A 19018-nucleotide genomic window follows, 5' to 3' on the forward strand; every position below is an offset into this window, starting at 1 on the left:
AAGCGCCCATGGGAGCACAACGGGCTTCAGCAGCAGGCCCGTCCTCGGACGTTCCGGACGGCTTCGGCGTTGCGGTCGTGCGCGAAGAAGGACGGTGGCATTGTTCGGCGATGGGTGCCAAATCGCTGACCAGTCTGTCGGCGGCCGAGACCGAGTTGCGTGAACTGCGCAGCTCCGGCGCCGTGTTCGGGCTGCTCGACGTCGACGACGAGTTCTTCGTCATCGTGCGCCCGGCCCCCTCGGGGACCCGGTTGTTGCTGTCGGACGCCACCGCGGCCCTGGATTACGACATCGCCGACGAGGTGCTCGACAGCCTGGACGCCGATATCGATCCGGATGACCTCGAGGATGCCGACCCGTTCGCCGAGGGTGACCTGGGCTTGCTGTCCGACGTCGGACTGCCCGAGGCGGTGCTTGGCGTGATCCTCGACGAGACCGATCTCTACGCCGACGAGCAGTTGGGGCGGATTGCCCGGGAGATGGGGTTCGCGGAGCAGCTTTCTGCGGTGATCGACCGTCTCGGTCGGTGAAAGTTCCCGTTTCCGACGAGTCGTTGATCCGGGCCGCGTTGGCGGTGGCTGCGACGGCCGGTCCACACGATGTTCCGATCGGCGCGGTGGTGGTGGGTCCGGACGGCACGTGGTTGGGGCAGGCCGTCAATGCGCGCGAGGCACTGGGTGATCCCACCGCGCACGCCGAAGTGCTGGCGTTACGGGCGGCCGCTGCGGTTCTGGGCGACGGCTGGCGGTTGGCGGGCGCGACCCTTGCGGTGACGGTCGAACCGTGCACCATGTGCGCCGGTGCGTTGGTGCTGGCCCGGGTGGGCCGGCTGGTGTTCGGCGCCTGGGAGCCCAAGACCGGCGCAGTCGGCTCGCTGTGGGACGTAGTCCGTGATCGCCGACTCAATCACCGCCCAGAGGTCCGCGGGGGAGTGCTTGCCGACGAGTGCGCCGCGCCGCTCGAGGAATTCTTCGCTCGCCAGCGATTGGGGTGAGACGCGGATAGTTCGGTAAGCTGCTCGGCGGTGGCGTGTCCGAGCGGCCTAAGGAGCACGCCTCGAAAGCGTGTGACGGCTAAAACCGTCCGAGGGTTCAAATCCCTCCGCCACCGCCAATTTTGTCAGCACATCTGCGCTGGCCGACGCCTCTAATTGGTGTCTGTCCGTAACGGCTGGACCCGCTTTGGGACCCCGTCTGGACACACTCTTGTTGGACACACTCTTGCGGTGGGCCGCGTCCCACGCGTTCCCCACCTTGTCCAGATCGGTGTCGAAAAGGTCCGCGTCCGTCCGCAACGTCACCTGCGGATTCTCGTGACCCAATATCCGACTGACCGCCAGCACGTTGGCTCCGGCACTGATCGCCAGGCTGGCATGCCATCAGTGAGTCGGCTCAGTTGCCATTCGTGCGGGCATATGCAGTCTGTACCAGCGGGCCAGACCGCGTTCGTTTGTGAAGAGTGCGGGAATCGATCCAAGCGACAGGTGTCCTGATCCCGCCAAGGACCGCAAACGCTAAGAGCTGCCCCCAACGATCACCCGATGCAGCTCGTCGGTGGGCCGGCGGGGCATGGTGATAGTAATTTGTCCTCCACTCGCTACCCCTGCGGTGTTGGATTGGCCGTAGTGCGCGGGTCGTTCTCCAGAGGTGGGATAGAACCGAAATTACCTATTCCCCATCCGTCCACCTCCGCCAGTCGGCCTCGCCAGACGGGTTGAGTAATGGGTTCTTGGCCACCGCCAAAATAAGTTTGCGCATGGCGCATGTGAATATGACGGGGGAACTCAAGCGGTTTGACCTCTGCCTTGCTGTCCTCGACGTCCTTCTCGGTTGCCTCCAAAGTCGGACGGAAAAATTCTGCAAAGGCTGCGCCGATCTCGCGACTTGAATCTGGGCTCAAACGTTCGGTGAATCCCTGCACGAGTAGCCGGAAGTACTGCGCGACGGAAATTAGCATTCCTGACACAAGACAGCCCTTCAGGTGGAGTGTCACGCCGATTTCCGTACCGTCGAGAGCATTGATTAGATGGACCAAGCTCAGAAGTGTGGGATCAAATGGTCGCGTTGTCTCGCGTTCCTCACGTAAGAATTCGGCCTCGCTCTGGGGCGGTGTCGTGTCTTCACCTGGTTCGCTCATGCCGTAACTCGATCCGTTATTCTCGGGTACGGGTTTCTTGCGGGCGGGGTTCCGGCGCCTCGCGTTTTACTCATATGATTAAGGACGACCTGCCGAAAGATATCGGCGTCTCCCGGCGACACCGAGTACTTGGTGCTGAAAAATTGATTCGTAGACACTTCGAGATTCTGGTCGACTGCATTCTCGATCCAGTGCCGGATGAGAGCCGTCGTCTTCAGACCGTCCTTCCCGGCCATCTGGCGCACCTTCTCCAAGAGCTCGGCTGGAAGCCGAACAGTAATTCCGACCATCGGAGATGAAGCCACAGCAGTGTCCCACTCCGCTTTGCCTATGTCGTCAGACAAGTCGGAATTTTCGAATTCGTCGCGCAGCGCATCGAGTTCTTTCTCGTCCATGGCTACTTTCCTCTCCTTCGAAACTGTCTGATTTCCCTCTCGTCCATGTCTAAAGCAGTGACGATGAAAGTCCCGCCGTCGTACGCGGGAGCGGTCAGGATTTTCAGAAACCGGCCGGCGTTGGTCTGTCCGAAATATTTCATGGTGTTGTTACGGCCACGCGCTGTGAGGCGCGGCCGCGAGTAGAGGACCTCCTCGACCTCTCGTGGCGTGACGCCGTGACGTGCGATGTGCTCCTCACTTTTGTCATTCCAGGTGATGGGAGGGCACACACTTAGCAAGTGTAACGCGTCGCGTTACGATTCTGCCATGTGATTGCGCGACGCCTGAAAGGATCAGGCCACGCCTGCAGGAGAGCTGGGATACTCAGTCTGCGAGTCTCCGGCAGGTCGACAACCAAAGCCTGGCTGCCCGACCTCTGGTTGGACACCGTTTTGACACAAAGTCTCCGAATCTGGTGTTAACTGCATCGAACCAGATGGACCTGTTCTAGCAGGTAAGGGCCATACCATCGCTCGGGCCTGGTAGCTGAATAGGGTTCAAATCCCTCCGCCACCGCCACGCTTTCCCAGCATTTGTGCAGTTGGGTGGCTTTCGGCCTCGGTCTCCTCGCTCACCGAGGTGGCTCTTGCCCACGTTCTCTGATGAGTAGCAGGCATGAAGCGACGGTGACGGCGTCCAGATCGTCGCCAAAGAGGTCGGCGTAGGTGTCCAGAGTGACCTTCGCGCTCTTGTGTCCAAGTGTCCGCCGCAGTGCTAAAAGCTCCTTGGGCAGGGCAGGGCAGGGCAGGGCAGGGCAGGGCAGGGCATTGCGGGTCAGCTCTCGATGCTTGACTGGGTGTAGATGATTCATGGATCGTCGCGCAGCCGTCCTGGAGATGAATTCGCTGGTTTCACAGTTTTTCAAAACACATTCGAGTTAGATGCCCTCTCAGGAGGGGCCGTATGGCGCAATTGATTGCAGTGCTCTTTGTTGTTGGCTTGGTGATCGTGATCGTTCGGGCGGTCTGGAAAATCGCTGTAGTCGTCGGCGCTATCGTCCTATTGGCCTGGACTCTGTATCGGGTTGGCCGCTATGTCCTCAAAGAGCGGTACTTCCGTAGCGAGAAGTTTTTAGCGCACAAAAGCAAGCTCGCCATGGTGGTCGCTGAGCACAACGAGATTGCTGTCTACGTATCGGGGATCCACCGCCGGGGGTCGTTCAGTCTGGGCGCATCAGCCAGCGGCACGCACGCGCATCTGGCGACCTTTCAGAACACCAGCCAGCACCGGTACCGCCGGGATCGGAACGTCGCGAACTACGGCGCGTCGAACGTTCATAACTGCTCTTTGCAGGTCGTCCGCAATGCCAAGGTGGCCCCCGTGAAGTATCTAATGAAGTACTTCAGCATCACTGCTGACGAGTCCAGCCTCGCCCACGTGGAGAAGCTGGGTGGGGACGTTTCGCGACTCGAAACCGCGATCAGCAACCTCAGGGAGCGCGAAGCCAGCATTGCCGAGTCGTTTGATCCGCCGCCATTCATATTGAAGTACTACCCGGATGAATTCATGCAGAACGTCGGGGTCGAACTGTCACCGATAACGGTTCCCTACCCTCTGTATGTGTTCCAGTACGTCAGTGCTGGCGGCAACAGCGGGCAGGAGACCACAATTACACTGAACACCCCGACGATTGACGCGCTTGTAGAGACGATTTCGCAGAAAATTCGATTCAGGAGGACTGCGGCTGGCCAGCGCGCACTGATGACCTCGAAGCTCCGGAGCCTCATCAAGTCCCGTGACAATTACACTTGCCGCTCGTGCTCGGTATCGGTCGCTGCCGAGCCTCATTTGCTTCTGGAAGTCGACCACGTCATCCCGGTCTCAAAAGGGGGCTTGTCCACGCCGGACAATCTGCAGACTCTGTGCTGGCGGTGCAACAGGACCAAGTCGAACAAGGTTGCGGCGAACTGACCTATAGAGGCTGGCAACTTGCCAGGAAGACCTCCGGTGGCAACCTCTCGGCGGTGAATGCGGTGACCGCCAGGTGCGCGGTATGGCCGGCGATCTCGGTGCCGGCGGCAAGCAACGCGTCGGAATCTGCACCGAAGTCGGCATCGTCAAGAAGTCGGGCTTCGTCCTCAGTGAGGGACGCGGCGCACGGCCGAGATACGGGAAGAAGCTTCAGGGCATCAACGAACTGCGAGAATCAGACGTCGAAACGATCCCGAAGCAGATGCTCTAGCTCGTGATCGGCCCCCATAGCAAGCACTCCTAACGCTATCTAACGCCAGTCCCTACCCGTTAGGTCCTACTAGGTCTCCGCCGGACCCGCCCCGATGCGGCACCTCAACGAGAACGCCGAGAACGCGCTGATGACAGCAGCGGAGGGCGGCCCCAAGATCGCTGCCTCGATCCTCACGAATGCTTCTCGATGTACTCGTCCGCGTCTTTCTCCCGGTTGCCGACGCCCGAGGTCCCCATGTGCTCGTCGATGAACTGCGCCCACTTCATGGCCAGCTCGTGCCGCAACTCGAGCGAAGCGCTCTTGATGAAGTCCGGCATCGCCTCGCGCTCTTCTTCTTCGAGGTGTTTGCCGTTCTGTTCGCGGGCTTCGTGGACGGCGGCGAACCATTCGTCACTGCCCGGCTCGTGCTGGCGCGACTGCCGGATCGCATCGCGGATCGCATTGTGGTCGGTGATGGCGTCTTCGGTCTCGTCCTCGGGGTCCCCGGACGGATTGCTGGGATGGTCGTGCCCGCCGTGCTTGAGCAGCGCCGGATAGAACACCACCTCCTCGGCTTCGGCATGAACGTCGAGGCGGGCGCTGAGAATATTCCAGATCGCGGCGAGATCCTCGGGGGACTTCGCGTCGTCGAGCCGGAAGAACTGCCGACGAAACCAGTCGTGGTCGGCGTAAACGAGGTCGATGATGTCCGCCATGGCGCCAGCCTAATCCGCCTACACCGACACCAGGACGAATGTGCGCACCGCGCCGGGAACCGAGGCGCTGCACATCGACAGCAGCGGCTCGGACATCTGTTCTGCGAGAACAACTTTCACGGGCCCAGACGCACCTGCGAGCTCGACATGAATTCCGTCCTCTTTGTGTTCGATCCCCAGTGGCGACAACGCCTTGATCCGGTCCTCGCCGATCGCTTCCCGGGCGAAGTACTGCGCGGCTTGCACGGCATGCGGCAGACAGGTGCGGCCGCGCAGGTACCTGTGGTCCAACCGGCCGTCGAGATACAACGCCACCAAGCCGGCGGAGTCGGTCGAATCCACCCGTCCGTAACAGAGCCCCTCAGGCAACACCAGCATCGTTGCCGCAAACCGGTCGCCACCCAAATGCGAGCATTCCCAGGTGAATTCGGGATACTGTGACGCAATGGTAGCCGCCGCGGCGCGGCCTCGCACGGCGCAGCACTGATCGTGCTTGCCATGTGCACACACCGCGACGAGCGGTCCGGTGGTCAACGAGCCGTCGGAACCGTCCAGCGCGATGTCGAGGTATTCGGCGGGTTCGTTCACCTCCCCGTGGTACAGGGCCTCGCTGCCTTCGTCGCACTGTGCAATGAACCAACGCCAGCGCGGCTTCTCGGGACGGCGTCCCGGCCGACGAATCGCGGTGACCCGCATGCCTGCTGTCTCGAAGCGGCGGCAGATCTGGCGGCCGAGTGTGCGATCGATGATTGCCGGCGAGTCGAGGAACGCGGATTTGCCCCAGCCGCCGCACAATTCGAGCATCGCCCACGAATGTCCCGCGCCCGCGGTGCCGTAGATGGGGTCGTTGCGTAGCAGCGACTGGTCGCTGCACGGCGTCCGCTTCGGGGTGCTCATCAAATCTGTTGTGGCGCTGTCGAACTGCCTCCGACCGGAACCAATACCGCCTCGCGCAGCAGACGGCGGATCAATACGATCGAGTCCGCACGGTCGAGGCCGGGCAGCGAATCGGTGGCGACCAGCCCACGATGGAGCGCTTCGATTGCCGGAGCGCACGACTCGGGAAAGGTCATGGTCCGATCCGGCAACCGCAATACAACACGGCCGTCGGATAGTCGCGGCGTGCCGACGAGTCCGTGGCGCCAGCGAACCGGTACCGCGCCGGCCGATTCCGCGGCCTGCATGTTGGCAAGCACCCGAACCGCGGCAGGCCGGGTCCGTTCGGCGTGCCGGTCGGACAGTCGGACAGCTGCACCGTCGCTCAGATCGCCAGCTCGATCCCGCACGACGTCGATCAAGTCAGCCATGACTTTGCTTGTCGTCGCCGCCATTTCATCGCGGTTGGTGGCGTCGATACCCAGCGGCAGCGACCTTCGAAATTCGCTGTCCCCGGCCAGGGTGTCGACGACCGCGCGGACTACGTCGAGATGTGTCAGCGCGGACACCCCGATGGTCATGTGAATCGATGTGGCGTCCTCGGATTGTGCGGAGTGCACCCAACCTCGAGGTAGGTAAAGCGCATCGCCGGCTTCCAGGACGGTGTCGATGACCGGGTCGTCGTCCACCCGTGCGGTGATCTCGTCGCGGTAATCGGTCCACGGTTGGGAGGGCAGCGGGTGCAGGTGAACGGGCTCGTGCACCGTCCAGTGCTTTCGGCCCGACGTCTGCAGGACAAACACGTCGTGGACGTCGTAGTGCGGATCGAATCCGCGGTTGCCCGGCGGGGTCACGTAGGCGTTGGCTTGCACCGGGTGACCCAGATCGTCGACCATGGACCGCACGAAGTCGATCAGCGGCGGCCACAGCCGGTGCAACCCTTGTAGCACGATGGTTGCACCAGATGAGAACTCCGCCAGCACCTTTGCCGAATCCACCTGGTCCGGCATCTCGGCGCCGAAACCGGCCGGTCCGGTGTAACAGCCACGGGCGAGCAGGTCCCCAGCCCTGGCCATGCGGATGAACGGCGTCCGCACTCCGCGCTCGCTGATCAGCTCGTCGACTGCCGACGGCGACAGCAAATCGTTGAAGTCACGCGGCAACGCACCAGCTCGGCTGAGCAACGGTCTGCGCCCCCAATACTGGGTTGCGAACAACCCAGCATCGGTGGCTATGCAGCGACTGAGCATCGACTAACGGTTAGGCGGTTCCGTCGGCTCCGCCGTCGTGGCCTTCGGGGTTGGAGCCGCCGTCGGCTGGGCCTTCGCCCGCGGATTCGCCCTTGGAGTCGTCGGCAGTCCCGTCGGCGCCGCCGTCGTGACCTTCGGGGTTGGAGCCGCCGTCGGCCGTACCTTCGCCACCGCCGCCTGATGTCGTGATGTCGTCATCGTCGAGTGCCATGATGATCCCTTCTTCTTGATTCCGGAATGCCGGACTGTTGCTGGCTTGCGCCGGTCGCAACCTATCAGCGGCCACGCATCAGGGGGTGTTCACGCGCGCGGCGCCGGTCAAACCCATGATCGGCCAGAAGGTCATTCTTGATTCTGCCCACTGGCCAGCTTCTTGATCAGCTGCATCTCGCCATCGGCAAACGGCCGGCCGTTGGGCTGCAGTAGGTCGGCGAACCATTGCTTCGGCGGTGTGGTGACCGGTCGATCCCAGGAACTCCACGGCAGATACGTCTGCGTCTTGCCGGCCACCAGACCCCAGTTGAGCGCACCCACATTGTGCCGCTTGGCAATTGGCAGCACACCTTCCACGGTGCTGCCCAGCGATCGCGCCAGATATTCGGTGCAGAGGATCGGGCGCCCCAAGGGAGCGAGTTCGGTGATGCGGCCTTCGAACTGGGACGGCGACCCGTAGTTGTGGAAGGTGATCACGTCGGCATTGTCCAGCTGGATGCCGGCGATCGCGCTGCGGCTGCCGGGGTCTCCCCAATTGCCCTGCCACACCCCACTTGTCAGCGGTTGAGCCGGGTCGACGGCACGTGCCCAGCGGAATACCTGTGGCAGCAGCGCGGCAACCTTGTCCAGTTTGTCCTTGCGTTCCACTTTGCGGTATTCGCGGGCGGGATTGTCCGGTTCGTTCCACAGGTCCCAGCCCAGGATGCGGTCGTCGTTGCGGAACTGGCTCAACACCCCGGTGACGTAGTCCTGCAGCACGGGGAAGTAGCGGGGGTCGTCGAGGCGTTCGGCGCCCGGGCTCTGCACCCAGCCGGAATTGTGCACGCCAGGGGTGGGCGCCCGCTGGCGACCGAGTCGGGGGAACGGGTCCCAGCAGGAGTCGAACAACACGAAGAGTGGCTTGATGCCGCGGCGCGCCGCGATGCCGACGAACTGTGCCAACCGGGTCTGGAAGCCCTGTCGATCCTGCGCCCACAGCTGGTCGTGCAGGAAAACCCGCACCGAGTTGATCCCATAGAAACGAGCCGCAGCCAGCTCGTTGTCGATGCGCCGTGCGTCGAAGGTCTGCGCCTGGAACATCTCCAGCTGGTTGATGGCGGTGGAGGTGGTGTAGTTGACGCCGACGAGCCAGCCCTGTGCCTGATACCAGTTGTGGGCACGGTCGGCCGGCCAGCGGCCAGCCTCGGCGGAGGCACGCGGTACCCGAGCCAGAGCCGTGCCCACGGCCAGCGCAAGCGGCAGCTTGAGGGCGGTTCGACGGTCCACGACGCGACGGTAGTTTTTCGCGACGGTGTGTCGGGTGCGGCCCACCGGGGTGCGACACTTTGCGGTTGGAAATTGTTATCGCGCTGTCATCTTGAGCGCGGATACCGTGGCGGGGCCCGGGCCACACGAGCCCCACCGGTCACCGCTCGGGCGGGCCTGCCGGGGCTGCCCAACTCCCAGCGATATTTGCACCAGAGCGCGACAATCCGGCGTCGCACGTGATGTAGCGGAATATGGAGCCGTGGCCGGACCTGCTGGCGCAATATCGCGGGTAGGTGGGAAAGTCGCGCAATGGTGGTGGTCGGTCCACCAGGCCCTACGCCGGCGAAAGCTCCCCGCTCACAATCAGCGGAAGCGAGATCATCCCGGCGCCCCCGGTAACCATCAGCACCCAGCGACCATTCACCGGCAGGGTCACCTCGACGGGGAAGATGGCGAAACCGAGCTCGGCAGCGGTGGCGGCCTCGGGCAATGCGAATTCGATGTTCAACGGAACGTCCTCGGCAGGTGGCCTGATCTCGACCTCGATCCGCCGATCCGGACTGCCGGTCTCCGACTGCGTTAGCACCATTAGCAGGAACTGGGCCAGCCGATCTCGTTCCACCGCGAACCGCAGCAACACCCCGCCCGAGACGCTCAGCTTGTTGTCCACCGCCGAAGCTGCTTCGGCCAGGAACGCCCCCACTATCACCTGGCTGAACCTACGCCGCGACCTGCGGTAAGCCCATACCTCGATATATTCGACTGACCACCGGCCGAGGAGGGTGAGCGTGGATGATGCGGGTCCGGCCGTCGACTTTGACGATCTGACGTCGCCGCAGCTCACCGATGTGCAACGGCAGATCCTGGAGTTCACCGAGGCCAAGCCGGTCGCATTCGACATCGGGAAGATGCGCGCTGAGGCCGGCGAACAAGCCGGCGTGACCGACCTCGACGACACCGACGGCTTCACCGATCGCCTCACCGCGCACGTGGCCGCGATCGAAGCGGACGACGGACTGCGCCAGCTCACCCGGTCGAGTCTGCGGCAGCGGGTCGTGCGGCTGCTGCGTAACCGGATGTCGCTGACCGAACTGCTCAAGCGATATCCGGAGATCGAATCGATTCCTATTGAGAAGCCCTTCATCGTGGTCGGCATGCCGCGATCGGGCACCACGCATCTGGTCAACCTGATTGCGGCCGACCCGCGTCGGCGTGCTCTGCCGTATTGGGAGAGCCAGGATCCGATGCCGCTGCCGGGCCAAGGTCCCGACGCGTACGGCGTCGACCCGCGCTACACGCGCACCAAGGCCGAACACGACGCATTGATGGCCAGCGCGCCGTTGGTGGCCGCCATGCACGACCGCTATCCCGAAGCCATCGAGGAAGAGGTCGAATTGCTCGACCTCGACCTGGCCTCCTACGTACTGGAATGGCATGCCCGCGTTCCGGATTGGCGCGACTATTACCTGTCGCTGGATCAGCATCACCACTATGCGTATTTGAAGAAGGTGTTGCAGGCATTGACCTTCCTGCGCGGACCGCGAACCTGGATATTGAAGAGCCCGCAGCACTGTGAGCAACTCGGGCCGCTGGTGGCCACCTTCCCCGATGCGACGGTGGCGTTCACCCACCGCGATCCCGCCGCGGTGATCCAATCCGCGATCACCATGATGGCGTATTCGGATCGGTTGCGCCGCAACAGCATCGACCCGGACTGGCTACTGGAGTATTGGAGTGACCGGGTGCACCGGCTGCTCAGCACCTGCGTACGCGACCGCGGTCTCGTCCCGGCCGAGCGCAGCATCGACATCAGCTTCCACCACCTCAACGGCAACGAAATGCCGCTGTTGGAAGAGCTTTACCGCTGCGGCGGCGTCGAACTGACCGCCAAGGTCCGTGACCGTTTCCAGAAGTACCTCGAGGGCAACCCCCGCGGTAAGCACGGCCGCATCCGCTATGACCTACGCCGGCATTTCGGAGTCTCGGCCGACGAACTGCGTGCCCGATTCGCCTTCTATTTCGACAGATTCGACGTCCGCGCCGAATGAAGGAGGGTCAGTGAGTTTTGAACCGGTGTACCGCAACCGGCCCGGCGCTGACGCGATGCGCCCCGCCTGCGCCGAACACGCCGAGCCGATCGCCCCCGGACTCTGGTGCTCGCCCGGACTGTCGAATACCTACCTGCTGACCACCGACGAGGGACGGGTGATCGTCAACACCGGCATGGGATTCGAAGGCCCAGTGCACCGCGCCAACTTCGATGCGGTCGACTCCGGCCCGGTGCGCTACATCATCTTCACCCAGGGGCACGTCGACCATGTCGGGGGACTGGACAGCGTCCGCGACCCCGAAACCACCGTTGTCGCGCAAGCGAATTGGAAATTGTGGCGGGACGACAACGAACGCCTGATCCCGTACCGGGCCAGCCGCAGCGCGTTCGCCTTCAAAGACACCCTGGCCGACGGTATTCAGGCCATCCAACACCGCCTCGGCACCAAACGACTGCCCGGGCAGAGTGTGCCGGTGGTCGACCTCGACTTCGACGAGACCCTCACGCTACAGATCGGCGAGCGACGGCTGGAGCTGATCTCGGTGCCCGGCGGCGAGACCACCGACTCACTGGTGGTGTGGCTACCCGACGAGCGGATATGCCTGTGCGGCAACACCTTCGGCCCGATTTTCGGCCACATTCCCAATCTCGTCACCATGCGTGGCGACCGGTACCGCGACGCCTTGTCGGCGATCGCCTCCGTCGACCGGGTGCGTGACCTGCGGCCCGAGCTGTTGGTTACCGGCCACTTCGAACCGATCGCCGGAGCAGAACGCATCCACGCCGAATTGACGCGGCTGCGCGATGCGATCGCCCACATTCACGACCAGACCGTGGCCGGGATGAACGCCGGCAAGGATGTGCAGACGCTGATGCAAGAGATCAGGCTGCCCGCGGAATGCGAAGTGGGCCAAGGCTACGGGAAGGTCGCCTGGGACGTCCGGGCCATCTGGGAGAACTACTCCGGCTGGTTCCATCATCGCTCGACCACCGAGCTTTATCCGGTGCGGTTCGATGCCGTCGCCGCCGACGTGGTCGAACTCGCCGGCGCCGATGCCCTGGTCGCGCGGGCCCGGATGCATCTGGACGCCGGACGCCCGGTGCACGCCATCCACTTGGCCGAGCTGGTGGCCGAACAACATCCGGAGGCGCGCGCGGTGCTCAGGGCGGCCCACGAAAATCTGCTCGCCGACAGCACAAATTTCTGGGAAACCGCCTGGCTCACCCGACAGATAGCGAGCAACTCATGACCACGCCGGCATTGAAAGCCGAAGACCTTTACCACACCGGCATCGTGGTTCCCGACCTCGAGGCGGCGATGATCAGATTCACCGCGCTGGCGGGCTACCGGTGGATCAGTCCGATGAGCTACACCCTGCCGTTCCGCACCGCCGACGCAACCCGGGACCTGACCTCGACCATCACATACTCGGTGCAGGCGCCGTATCTCGAACTCATTCAAGAGGTTCCAGGCACGCCATGGGTGGCCGCGCCCGGCAACGCCGTCCATCACCTCGGCTACTTCACCGACAACCTCGCCGACACCGCCCGGCTGCTGCAGGACAACGGCCTCACCTTCGAAATGACCGCTGATGTGCCCGGTTCGGAGTTGGCGATGTTCGCCTACTACGTGGACCCGGATGGCACCCGCATCGAGGTCGTCGACCGGGCCCTGTTCCCCGACTTTCCCGCGTTCGTGCGGTCCCAGGCCCAGTAGCCGTGACGAGCTGACCGTCGCCCATATCGATCATCCGCTCATGGTGACGGCTGGCGCCCCTGTGCTGGCCGCACACCGCGCTTAGAGACCGAACGACGGCGGCGGCGGCATTTCGGTCACCAGCACCGGCAGCGAGATCGCTCCGGTGCCACCGGTGACCACCATCACCCAGCGCCCGTCCGCGGGCAGGGTCAACTGCAGCTCGAAGAAGGCGAACCCGGGAAACTCTGCGACGGAGGCTTCGGGTACCTCGAATTCCAACCGGATCGGATCGTCGTCGTTGGGCGGACGCATCTCGATCTTGACCTGTCGGTCGGTGTTACCGGGCTCCGCCTGGGTGAGCACCACCAAGACGAACCGGGCCGACCGATCCGGTCCGAGCCCGAAGCGGGACAACACCCCGCCCGATACGTTGAGTTTGTTGTCGACGACGGCGGCCGCGTCGGCCAGGAATGCGCCCGTAAGTATCACGCCGCTGAACCTAGCCCATAGGCGCGGCGGACTGCAGATGCCCCTCGAAGCGGCAGATGCGAAAGCTCCGTCCAACCCGGCACCGAGGGACAATACTGGGCACATGTCTGATCGCTTGCCTGATCGCAACGTGCTGGGTGGCCCGTTGGAACCGTGCGGCAACGAGCCGGTCACCGGCTTCTACCGGGACGGCTGCTGTTCCACCGGCGACGAGGACCGCGGCTTGCACACCATTTGTGCGGTCGTGACCGCCGAGTTCCTCGAGCATCAGCGCTCCATCGGCAACGACCTGTCCACCCCCGTGCCCGAGTACCGGTTTCCCGGGCTGCTGCCCGGCGACCGGTGGTGCGTCACCGCCCGAAATTGGCTGCGGGCTCACCAGGACGGGTGCGCAGCGCCAGTGGTGCTGGCGTCCACCCATCAGCGCACGCTGGACGTGGTGCCGCTCGAAGTCCTCGAGGAGCATGCTGTGGACGTGCCCGACGACCTGGCCAGCCTGTGATCACGGCACCTCGGTCGAATACAGCCAGGCCTCCCACAATGGCCGCAGTGGCTCGTCGGTGTAGCTCGCCGCCAAGCCGGTGAAGTCGTCCGTGTCGGCCGTTGCGTGCCGATAGCGATTCGTCCAATCCTTCAGCAGTGCAAAGAAATTCGTGTCACCGAGCCGACCGCGCAGGGCGTGCAGCGTGAGCGCGCCGCGCTTGTACACCCGATCGTCGAACATCCGCCGCGGTTCGGGATCGCTCAACAGCAGGTCCTGTGCCTGGTGGCGTAACTCGGCGTGATACTGGTGGGCGAGTTCGTCGGCGCTGGGACCGCCGCTGTGCTCGGACCACAACCACTCCGCGTAGCAGGCGAATCCCTCGTGCAGCCAGATGTCCCGCCATCGGCGTGCGGTCACGGAGTTACCGAACCACTGGTGGGCCAGTTCATGGGCGATCAACCGCTCGCTGTCTGGGCTGCCATCGCAGTGGTTGGCTCCGAAGATCGAAATCCCTTGTGCTTCAAGCGGAATTTCCAGTGAGTCGTCAGTGACCACCACCGTGTACCCGTCGGCCAACGGGTAGGGTCCGAACAGGTCGATGAATACCTTCATCATCTCGGGTTGACGGCCGAAGGTGTGGTCGAAGTCCCTGCGCAGCCGCTGGGGGAGCGCGGCGCGGATCGGCACCGGTGTCCTTGTCAGCCGCGCCATCTCGTAGACGCCGATCTGCAGGGTGATCAGATACGTCGACGTCGGTTCGGACTGTTCGTAGGTCCACACCGTCTGCGAGGACCGGGTGCGGTGCGCTATCAACTTGCCGTTGGCCACTGCGCGGTAAGCACTTTCGGTGCTGACCTGAATACGGAAGGCGGCCTTGGCGCTGGGATGGTCGTTGCAGGGGAACCAGGATGCGGCGCCGTTGGGCTGTCCGGCGACCAGCGCGCCCTCAGTCAACTCTTCGAAACCGACGTCGCCCCACAGTGTTCGGAACGGCTTGGGGTTGCCGCTGTAACGCACGACGACGGTCAACCCGGCACCGGACGCCAATTTCTCGGCCAGCGTGATGCGCAGTTTGCCGCCGCGGCAGCTGAAACGCTGCGCGCGCTTGCCGTTCACCGTCACCTTCGACACCGAGAGGGTGCTGGACAGATCGAGGGCGAACGCCTGCAGTTCGGTGAGGGTCACCGCGGTGATGGTCGCTGTCCCCGTCAAGCGGTTGACGCCGACTTTGTATTCCAGGTCCAACTCGTACCGCGACACCGAGTAACCGACGTTGCCGTTGCGCGGCAGGTACGGATCCAGGGCAGCCTTCTTCGCCGGGGACTTCACGCCGCGGTGTCCTCGACGCGGGACGCGTTCTTGCGGGCCGACTTCTTGCGGCCGGCTTTGCGGGCCGACTTCCCGTCCGCCTGCCAGGGCCGGACCGGATTGCCCTGCCAGCGAGTCGATCCGGGCACCTCGTCACCACGGACCACCAGCGACGCCGGGCCGACGGACGCCCCGGCCCCCAACCGCGCTGCCGGCAGTGCGACGCAGTGCGGGCCCAGCGTGGCACCCGACTCCAGCACCACGGTGTCCATCCGCATGATCCGGTCGTGGAACAGGTGAGTCTGCACCACGCAGCCGCGGTTGACGGTGCTGCCCGCGCCGAGCGAGACCAGGTCCGCCTCGGGCAGCCAGTAGGTTTCACACCAGGTGCCCCGCCCTACCGTCGCCCCCAGCCCCCGCAGCCACACGTTCAGCACCGGCGTGCCGGCCGCAGCCCGCGCAAACCACGGCGCTGCAACGGTTTCCACGAAGGTGTCGGCCAGCTCGTTGCGCCACACGAACGACGACCACAGCGGGTACTCACTGGCCTTGATCCGGCCAACCAGCAACCACTTGGCCACCACGCTCACCACGCCGGCGACCGCACCTGCCGCCAGCAGCACCAGTCCGGCGAAAAGGGCGGTCCACCAGATCCCCCATTCCGTTGCCAGAGCCTGCAGTACGCCCAGCACGGCGAGCCCGATGGCGGCGGTCACCACCATCGGCAGCAGCCGGCAACCCTCCACGGCCGCGCGCTTCAGCTTCAACCGTGTCGGCGGGTGGTAGGTGGTCTCGTCATCGGCCTCGGCGGGGCGTCGACGCAACCGCATCGGCGGACTGCCCAGCCAGGACGAGCCGCGTTTGGCCTTGGGCGGCGTGGCCGACAGCACCGCAACCAGACCCTCGTCGGGCACCCGTCGGCCCGGCTGGGTGATGCCCGAATTGCCGAGGAACGCGCGTCTCCCGACGGTCGTCTCGGCGGCGTAAATCCAGCCGCCGCCAAGCTCATACGAAGCGACCATGGTGTCGTCGGCCAGAAACGCCCCATCTTCGATGACGGCGAACGTGGGCGTCAGCAGCACGGTGGAGATCTCGGTGCCGCGGCCGACCTGCGTGCCCAGCAGCCGCAACCAGGCCGGCGTCAGCAGACTCGCGTACACCGGGAACAGGTAGGTGCGGGCGGCGTCCATCAGCCGCTCGGTGGTCCACAGTTGCCACCCCGACCGGCTGCGCACCGGGTGGTATCCGGCCCGCAATCCGAGCGACAGCGCCCGCACTGCCGCCACCGTCACCACCGCATAGACGATGACCGCAACCAGCGTGGCCGCCGGCGTCCACAGCAGCGCGGGCACCGCCGCCTGCGCCAGGCTGCGGGTGCCGTGGACGGCCCACGCGATGACCGCCAGCCCGCTCGCCACTGCGAGCAGCGGCAGGCCGGCCAGCAGCAGTGACGTCACCCCGTATACCGCCACCCAGTGTGAGCGACGGGCGGGCCGCTCGTCGGGCCACGGGTGCTTGACCCGGCCGGATTTGGTCGCCGGGGACCCCTTCCAGTACTGGCCGTTCTTGATCTTGTCGATCACGCCGGAGCCGGGTGCCACGTCAGCGTTCTTGCCGACGACCGCGCCGGGCAGCAGCGTGGTCCGGGCACCGATGGTCGCGTCGTTGCCGATCGTGATGGCGCCGAGGTGAAAGGCGTCCCCGTCGATCCAATGCCCGCACAGATCCACTTCGGGTTCGATCGCGCTGCGTTCACCGACAGTCAGCAGACCCGTCACCGGCGGCATCGAATGCAGGTCGACCCCCTTGCCGATCTCGGCGCCCAGCGCGCGTGCGTAGTACACGAGCCACGGTGCACCGGCCAGGTTTTCGGCACCGCTGGCCGCGGCCAGCCGCTCGACGAACCACACCCGCAGATGCACCGAGCCACCGCGCGGATAGGTACCCGGCTCGACATTGCCCAGCAGCAGACGAGCGAACAGCACCGCGATCCCCATCCGTCCCGGCGGGGTGACGAACAGGATGAACGCGATGCCGACCAGCCACCAGCTCACCGTGGCCGTCCACGGCACCAGATGAAGAGCACGGGCGATGTTGTTCCCCAACGCCAGCCAGGTAATCCACTGCAGGGCGGCCAGCGTCGCCAGCGGGAGCGCTGCACAGAGCTGAATCATCTGAGCGCGCAGCGGGGTCGGTCGCACCACCCGTTCGGTGACCTGCGGCGGCGCGTCGAGCTCGTCGAGGAAACCGGCGAGCGAGCCCAGCCGCGGATGATCGTAGAGATCAGCGACGGTGAGCTGCGGGTACTGCTGTCGCAGGCTGACGATCAGCTGAGCGGCGGCCAGCGAGCCGCCGCCGAGCTCGAAGAAGTCGGCCTGCGCGCCGGTCACGGTGGCGCCCAGCAGGTCTCGCCACAGTTCGGCCAGCCGCCCCGCGGTGCCGGCCAGTTCCGGGATGTCCTCGGCGCTACCCGGCGCGGGCCACGGCAACGCGTCGCGGTCGACTTTGCCGGAGGTCCGGGTGGGCAACTCCTCGATCCGTACCAGCCGGGGCACCAGCCCGGCCGGTAGGTGCTGGGCAAGTCGGTTGCGCGCCTCGGCGATGTCGAAGTCCGGGTCGGCGCTGACGACGTATCCGACCAGTACCGCGGCGCCGCCGGCGGTGCGCCGGACCGCTGTCGCCCCGCCGCTGACCCCGGGCAGGCTGATCAGCGCCGCGTCCACCTCACCCAGCTCGATGCGCCGGCCACCGACCTTGACCTGGTCGTCGCTGCGTCCACAGAAGTACAGCCCGTCGCGCTCGAGGCGGACCAGATCGCCGCTGCGGTAGGCCCGCGGCCAGTCCAAAGTCGGGATTGGCGCGTACTTTTCGGCGTCCTTGTCCTCGTCGAGGTAGCGAGCCAGACCCACCCCGCCAATCACCAATTCGCCGGTCTCGCCGTAGCCGACCGGTTCGCCGTCGGCGTCGACCACCGCCAGATCCCAACCGGCCAGCGGCAGCCCGATGCTGACCGGTCCCGCCGCGTCCAGGCGGGCAGCACAGGCCACCACCGTGGCCTCGGTGGGCCCGTAGGTGTTCCACACCTCGCGGCCCTCGACGGCGAGGCGTTCGGCAAGCTCGGCGGGACAGGCCTCCCCGCCGAAGATCAACAGGCGCACCGCTTCCAGCGCTTCGGCCGGCCACAACGCGGCCAGCGAGGGCACCGTCGACACCACGGTCACGTCGCGGGTCACCAGCCAGGGTCCCAGGTCGATCCCGCTGCGTACCAGCGACCGCGGCGCCGGGACCAGGCAGGCGCCGTGCCGCCAGGCCAGCCACATCTCCTCGCACGACGCGTCGAACGCGACCGACAGCCCGGCCAGCACCCGGTCACCGGGTCCAATAGGGTTGTCTTGCAGAAACATTCGTGCCTCGGCATCAACGAATGCCGCGGCGCTGCGATGGGTGACCGCGACGCCTTTGGGAGTGCCGGTGGACCCGGAGGTGAAGATGATCCAGGCGTCGTCGCGGGCCAGCGGGGCCGCGGCCCGCCAGCCACGCGAGGCGCCCTGGGTGCGGTGGATGCCTTTGTCGGTGATCACCGCGACCACGTCAGCTTCACCGAACACCAACTCGGCGCGTTCGTCGGGATCGTCGGCGTCGACGGGCACGTAGGCGGCCCCCGCGGCCAGCACCGACAGGATCGCGACGTACAGCGAATAACTGCCCGAGGGCATCCGGATGCCGATCCGGTCACCGCGGCCAACACCGCGGCCGGCCAGCCAGGTGACGCTGGCCTTCATGTCCTCGAGCAACTCGCTGTAGGTGAGTTGCACCTCGCCGTCGTCGATGGCCACTGCGTCCGGGTAGCGCGCGGCGGTCTCTTCGACGATGTCGATCAGGGTGCGCGGGTTCGGCGCGTCAGCCGACAGCAGATACTGCGCGGGAATCTCGGGCACGCTAGGAACC

Annotated in this window: 20 protein-coding genes and 1 tRNA gene; 9 read left to right on the plus strand and 12 right to left on the minus strand. The window is 65.0% G+C overall.

Annotation, left to right across the window (positions count from 1 at the left end; all coding sequences use genetic code 11):
- Positions 1–8 precede the first annotated feature (8 nt).
- From AC5Y5Z_RS11240 to AC5Y5Z_RS11250, 3 genes are all read left to right on the plus strand, one after another.
- Positions 9–530 carry a tRNA adenosine deaminase-associated protein gene (locus AC5Y5Z_RS11240; RefSeq protein WP_463826123.1) on the plus strand — a complete coding sequence of 174 codons (522 nt, stop codon included), beginning with the start codon at positions 9–11 and terminating at the stop codon, positions 528–530.
- Positions 527–994: a nucleoside deaminase gene (locus AC5Y5Z_RS11245; RefSeq protein WP_499925145.1), complete on the plus strand. Its 468-nt coding sequence runs from the start codon at positions 527–529 to the stop codon at positions 992–994. The genes AC5Y5Z_RS11240 and AC5Y5Z_RS11245 overlap by 4 nt, the downstream gene beginning before the upstream one ends.
- 29 nt (positions 995–1023) lie before the next feature.
- Positions 1024–1113, plus strand: a tRNA-Ser gene (locus tag AC5Y5Z_RS11250).
- 483 nt (positions 1114–1596) lie between these two features.
- Here AC5Y5Z_RS11250 and AC5Y5Z_RS11255 read toward each other — a convergent pair.
- The 3 genes from AC5Y5Z_RS11255 to AC5Y5Z_RS11265 all read right to left on the minus strand — a co-directional run bounded on the left by AC5Y5Z_RS11255 (position 1597) and on the right by AC5Y5Z_RS11265 (position 3336).
- Positions 1597–2136: a GvpU-like protein gene (locus tag AC5Y5Z_RS11255; RefSeq protein WP_499925146.1), complete on the minus strand. Its 540-nt coding sequence runs from the start codon at positions 2134–2136 to the stop codon at positions 1597–1599.
- Positions 2133–2531 carry a hypothetical protein gene (locus AC5Y5Z_RS11260; protein ID WP_499925148.1) on the minus strand — a complete coding sequence of 133 codons (399 nt, stop codon included), beginning with the start codon at positions 2529–2531 and terminating at the stop codon, positions 2133–2135. Before AC5Y5Z_RS11260 ends, AC5Y5Z_RS11255 begins: the two co-directional genes overlap by 4 nt.
- 613 nt (positions 2532–3144) lie before the next feature.
- Positions 3145–3336, minus strand: coding sequence for a hypothetical protein (locus AC5Y5Z_RS11265; protein ID WP_499925255.1), 192 nt, complete (start codon positions 3334–3336; stop codon positions 3145–3147).
- A 140-nt stretch (positions 3337–3476) separates the two neighbouring features.
- Between AC5Y5Z_RS11265 and AC5Y5Z_RS11270 the strand changes: the two genes are divergently transcribed.
- On the plus strand, positions 3477–4484 hold the full coding sequence (locus AC5Y5Z_RS11270) for an HNH endonuclease (RefSeq protein WP_499925149.1): 1008 nt from the start codon (positions 3477–3479) through the stop codon (positions 4482–4484).
- An 82-nt stretch (positions 4485–4566) separates the two neighbouring features.
- The gene (locus tag AC5Y5Z_RS11275) at positions 4567–4755 is read left to right on the plus strand and encodes a hypothetical protein (protein WP_499925151.1); all 189 of its coding nucleotides are present in this window, start codon (positions 4567–4569) and stop codon (positions 4753–4755) included.
- Between the two features lie 173 nt (positions 4756–4928).
- On the opposite strand, the gene AC5Y5Z_RS11280 is transcribed toward AC5Y5Z_RS11275, so the two are convergent.
- The 6 genes from AC5Y5Z_RS11280 to AC5Y5Z_RS11305 all read right to left on the minus strand — a co-directional run bounded on the left by AC5Y5Z_RS11280 (position 4929) and on the right by AC5Y5Z_RS11305 (position 9749).
- Positions 4929–5453 (minus strand): hemerythrin domain-containing protein, encoded by a 525-nt coding sequence (locus AC5Y5Z_RS11280; protein ID WP_499925153.1) that lies wholly within the window; start codon positions 5451–5453, stop codon positions 4929–4931.
- A gap of 18 nt (positions 5454–5471) precedes the next feature.
- Positions 5472–6350 (minus strand): ferredoxin family protein, encoded by an 879-nt coding sequence (locus AC5Y5Z_RS11285; RefSeq protein ID WP_499925155.1) that lies wholly within the window; start codon positions 6348–6350, stop codon positions 5472–5474.
- The gene (locus AC5Y5Z_RS11290) at positions 6350–7579 is read right to left on the minus strand and encodes a cupin domain-containing protein (protein WP_499925156.1); all 1230 of its coding nucleotides are present in this window, start codon (positions 7577–7579) and stop codon (positions 6350–6352) included. The genes AC5Y5Z_RS11285 and AC5Y5Z_RS11290 overlap by 1 nt, the downstream gene beginning before the upstream one ends.
- 10 nt (positions 7580–7589) lie before the next feature.
- The gene (locus AC5Y5Z_RS11295) at positions 7590–7790 is read right to left on the minus strand and encodes a hypothetical protein (protein WP_463826081.1); all 201 of its coding nucleotides are present in this window, start codon (positions 7788–7790) and stop codon (positions 7590–7592) included.
- Positions 7791–7921: 131 nt separating this feature from the next.
- Complete coding sequence (locus AC5Y5Z_RS11300) at positions 7922–9058, minus strand: glycoside hydrolase 5 family protein (protein ID WP_473138598.1); 1137 nt, start codon at positions 9056–9058, stop codon at positions 7922–7924.
- Between the two features lie 316 nt (positions 9059–9374).
- Entirely contained in the window at positions 9375–9749 is a 375-nt protein-coding gene (locus AC5Y5Z_RS11305; protein ID WP_499925158.1) for a hypothetical protein, read from the minus strand.
- Positions 9750–9828: 79 nt separating this feature from the next.
- On the opposite strand from AC5Y5Z_RS11305, the gene AC5Y5Z_RS11310 reads away from it, so the two are divergent.
- Genes AC5Y5Z_RS11310 through AC5Y5Z_RS11320 form a run of 3 tightly spaced genes read left to right on the plus strand, consistent with a single transcriptional unit; the run spans position 9829 to position 12807 of the window.
- Complete coding sequence (locus AC5Y5Z_RS11310; protein ID WP_499925159.1) at positions 9829–11088, plus strand: sulfotransferase family protein; 1260 nt, start codon at positions 9829–9831, stop codon at positions 11086–11088.
- Between the two features lie 55 nt (positions 11089–11143).
- Positions 11144–12340 carry an MBL fold metallo-hydrolase gene (locus AC5Y5Z_RS11315; protein WP_473138924.1) on the plus strand — a complete coding sequence of 399 codons (1197 nt, stop codon included), beginning with the start codon at positions 11144–11146 and terminating at the stop codon, positions 12338–12340.
- The gene (locus AC5Y5Z_RS11320) at positions 12337–12807 is read left to right on the plus strand and encodes a VOC family protein (RefSeq protein WP_499925161.1); all 471 of its coding nucleotides are present in this window, start codon (positions 12337–12339) and stop codon (positions 12805–12807) included. Before AC5Y5Z_RS11315 ends, AC5Y5Z_RS11320 begins: the two co-directional genes overlap by 4 nt.
- An 81-nt stretch (positions 12808–12888) precedes the next feature.
- Here the strand turns inward: AC5Y5Z_RS11320 and AC5Y5Z_RS11325 are convergent, their stop codons facing one another.
- The gene (locus AC5Y5Z_RS11325; protein ID WP_463826076.1) at positions 12889–13278 is read right to left on the minus strand and encodes a hypothetical protein; all 390 of its coding nucleotides are present in this window, start codon (positions 13276–13278) and stop codon (positions 12889–12891) included.
- 115 nt (positions 13279–13393) lie between these two features.
- On the opposite strand from AC5Y5Z_RS11325, the gene AC5Y5Z_RS11330 reads away from it, so the two are divergent.
- Positions 13394–13780, plus strand: coding sequence for a DUF2237 family protein (locus AC5Y5Z_RS11330; RefSeq protein WP_463826417.1), 387 nt, complete (start codon positions 13394–13396; stop codon positions 13778–13780).
- On the opposite strand, the gene AC5Y5Z_RS11335 is transcribed toward AC5Y5Z_RS11330, so the two are convergent.
- Positions 13781–15091, minus strand: a complete 1311-nt coding sequence (locus tag AC5Y5Z_RS11335) for a M1 family metallopeptidase (protein WP_499925162.1) — start codon at positions 15089–15091, stop codon at positions 13781–13783.
- Complete coding sequence (locus AC5Y5Z_RS11340; RefSeq protein WP_499925164.1) at positions 15088–19008, minus strand: Pls/PosA family non-ribosomal peptide synthetase; 3921 nt, start codon at positions 19006–19008, stop codon at positions 15088–15090. The genes AC5Y5Z_RS11335 and AC5Y5Z_RS11340 overlap by 4 nt, the downstream gene beginning before the upstream one ends.
- Positions 19009–19018: the final 10 nt, after the last annotated feature.

It is taken from the genome of Mycobacterium sp. NGS29 (assembly GCF_059812965.1).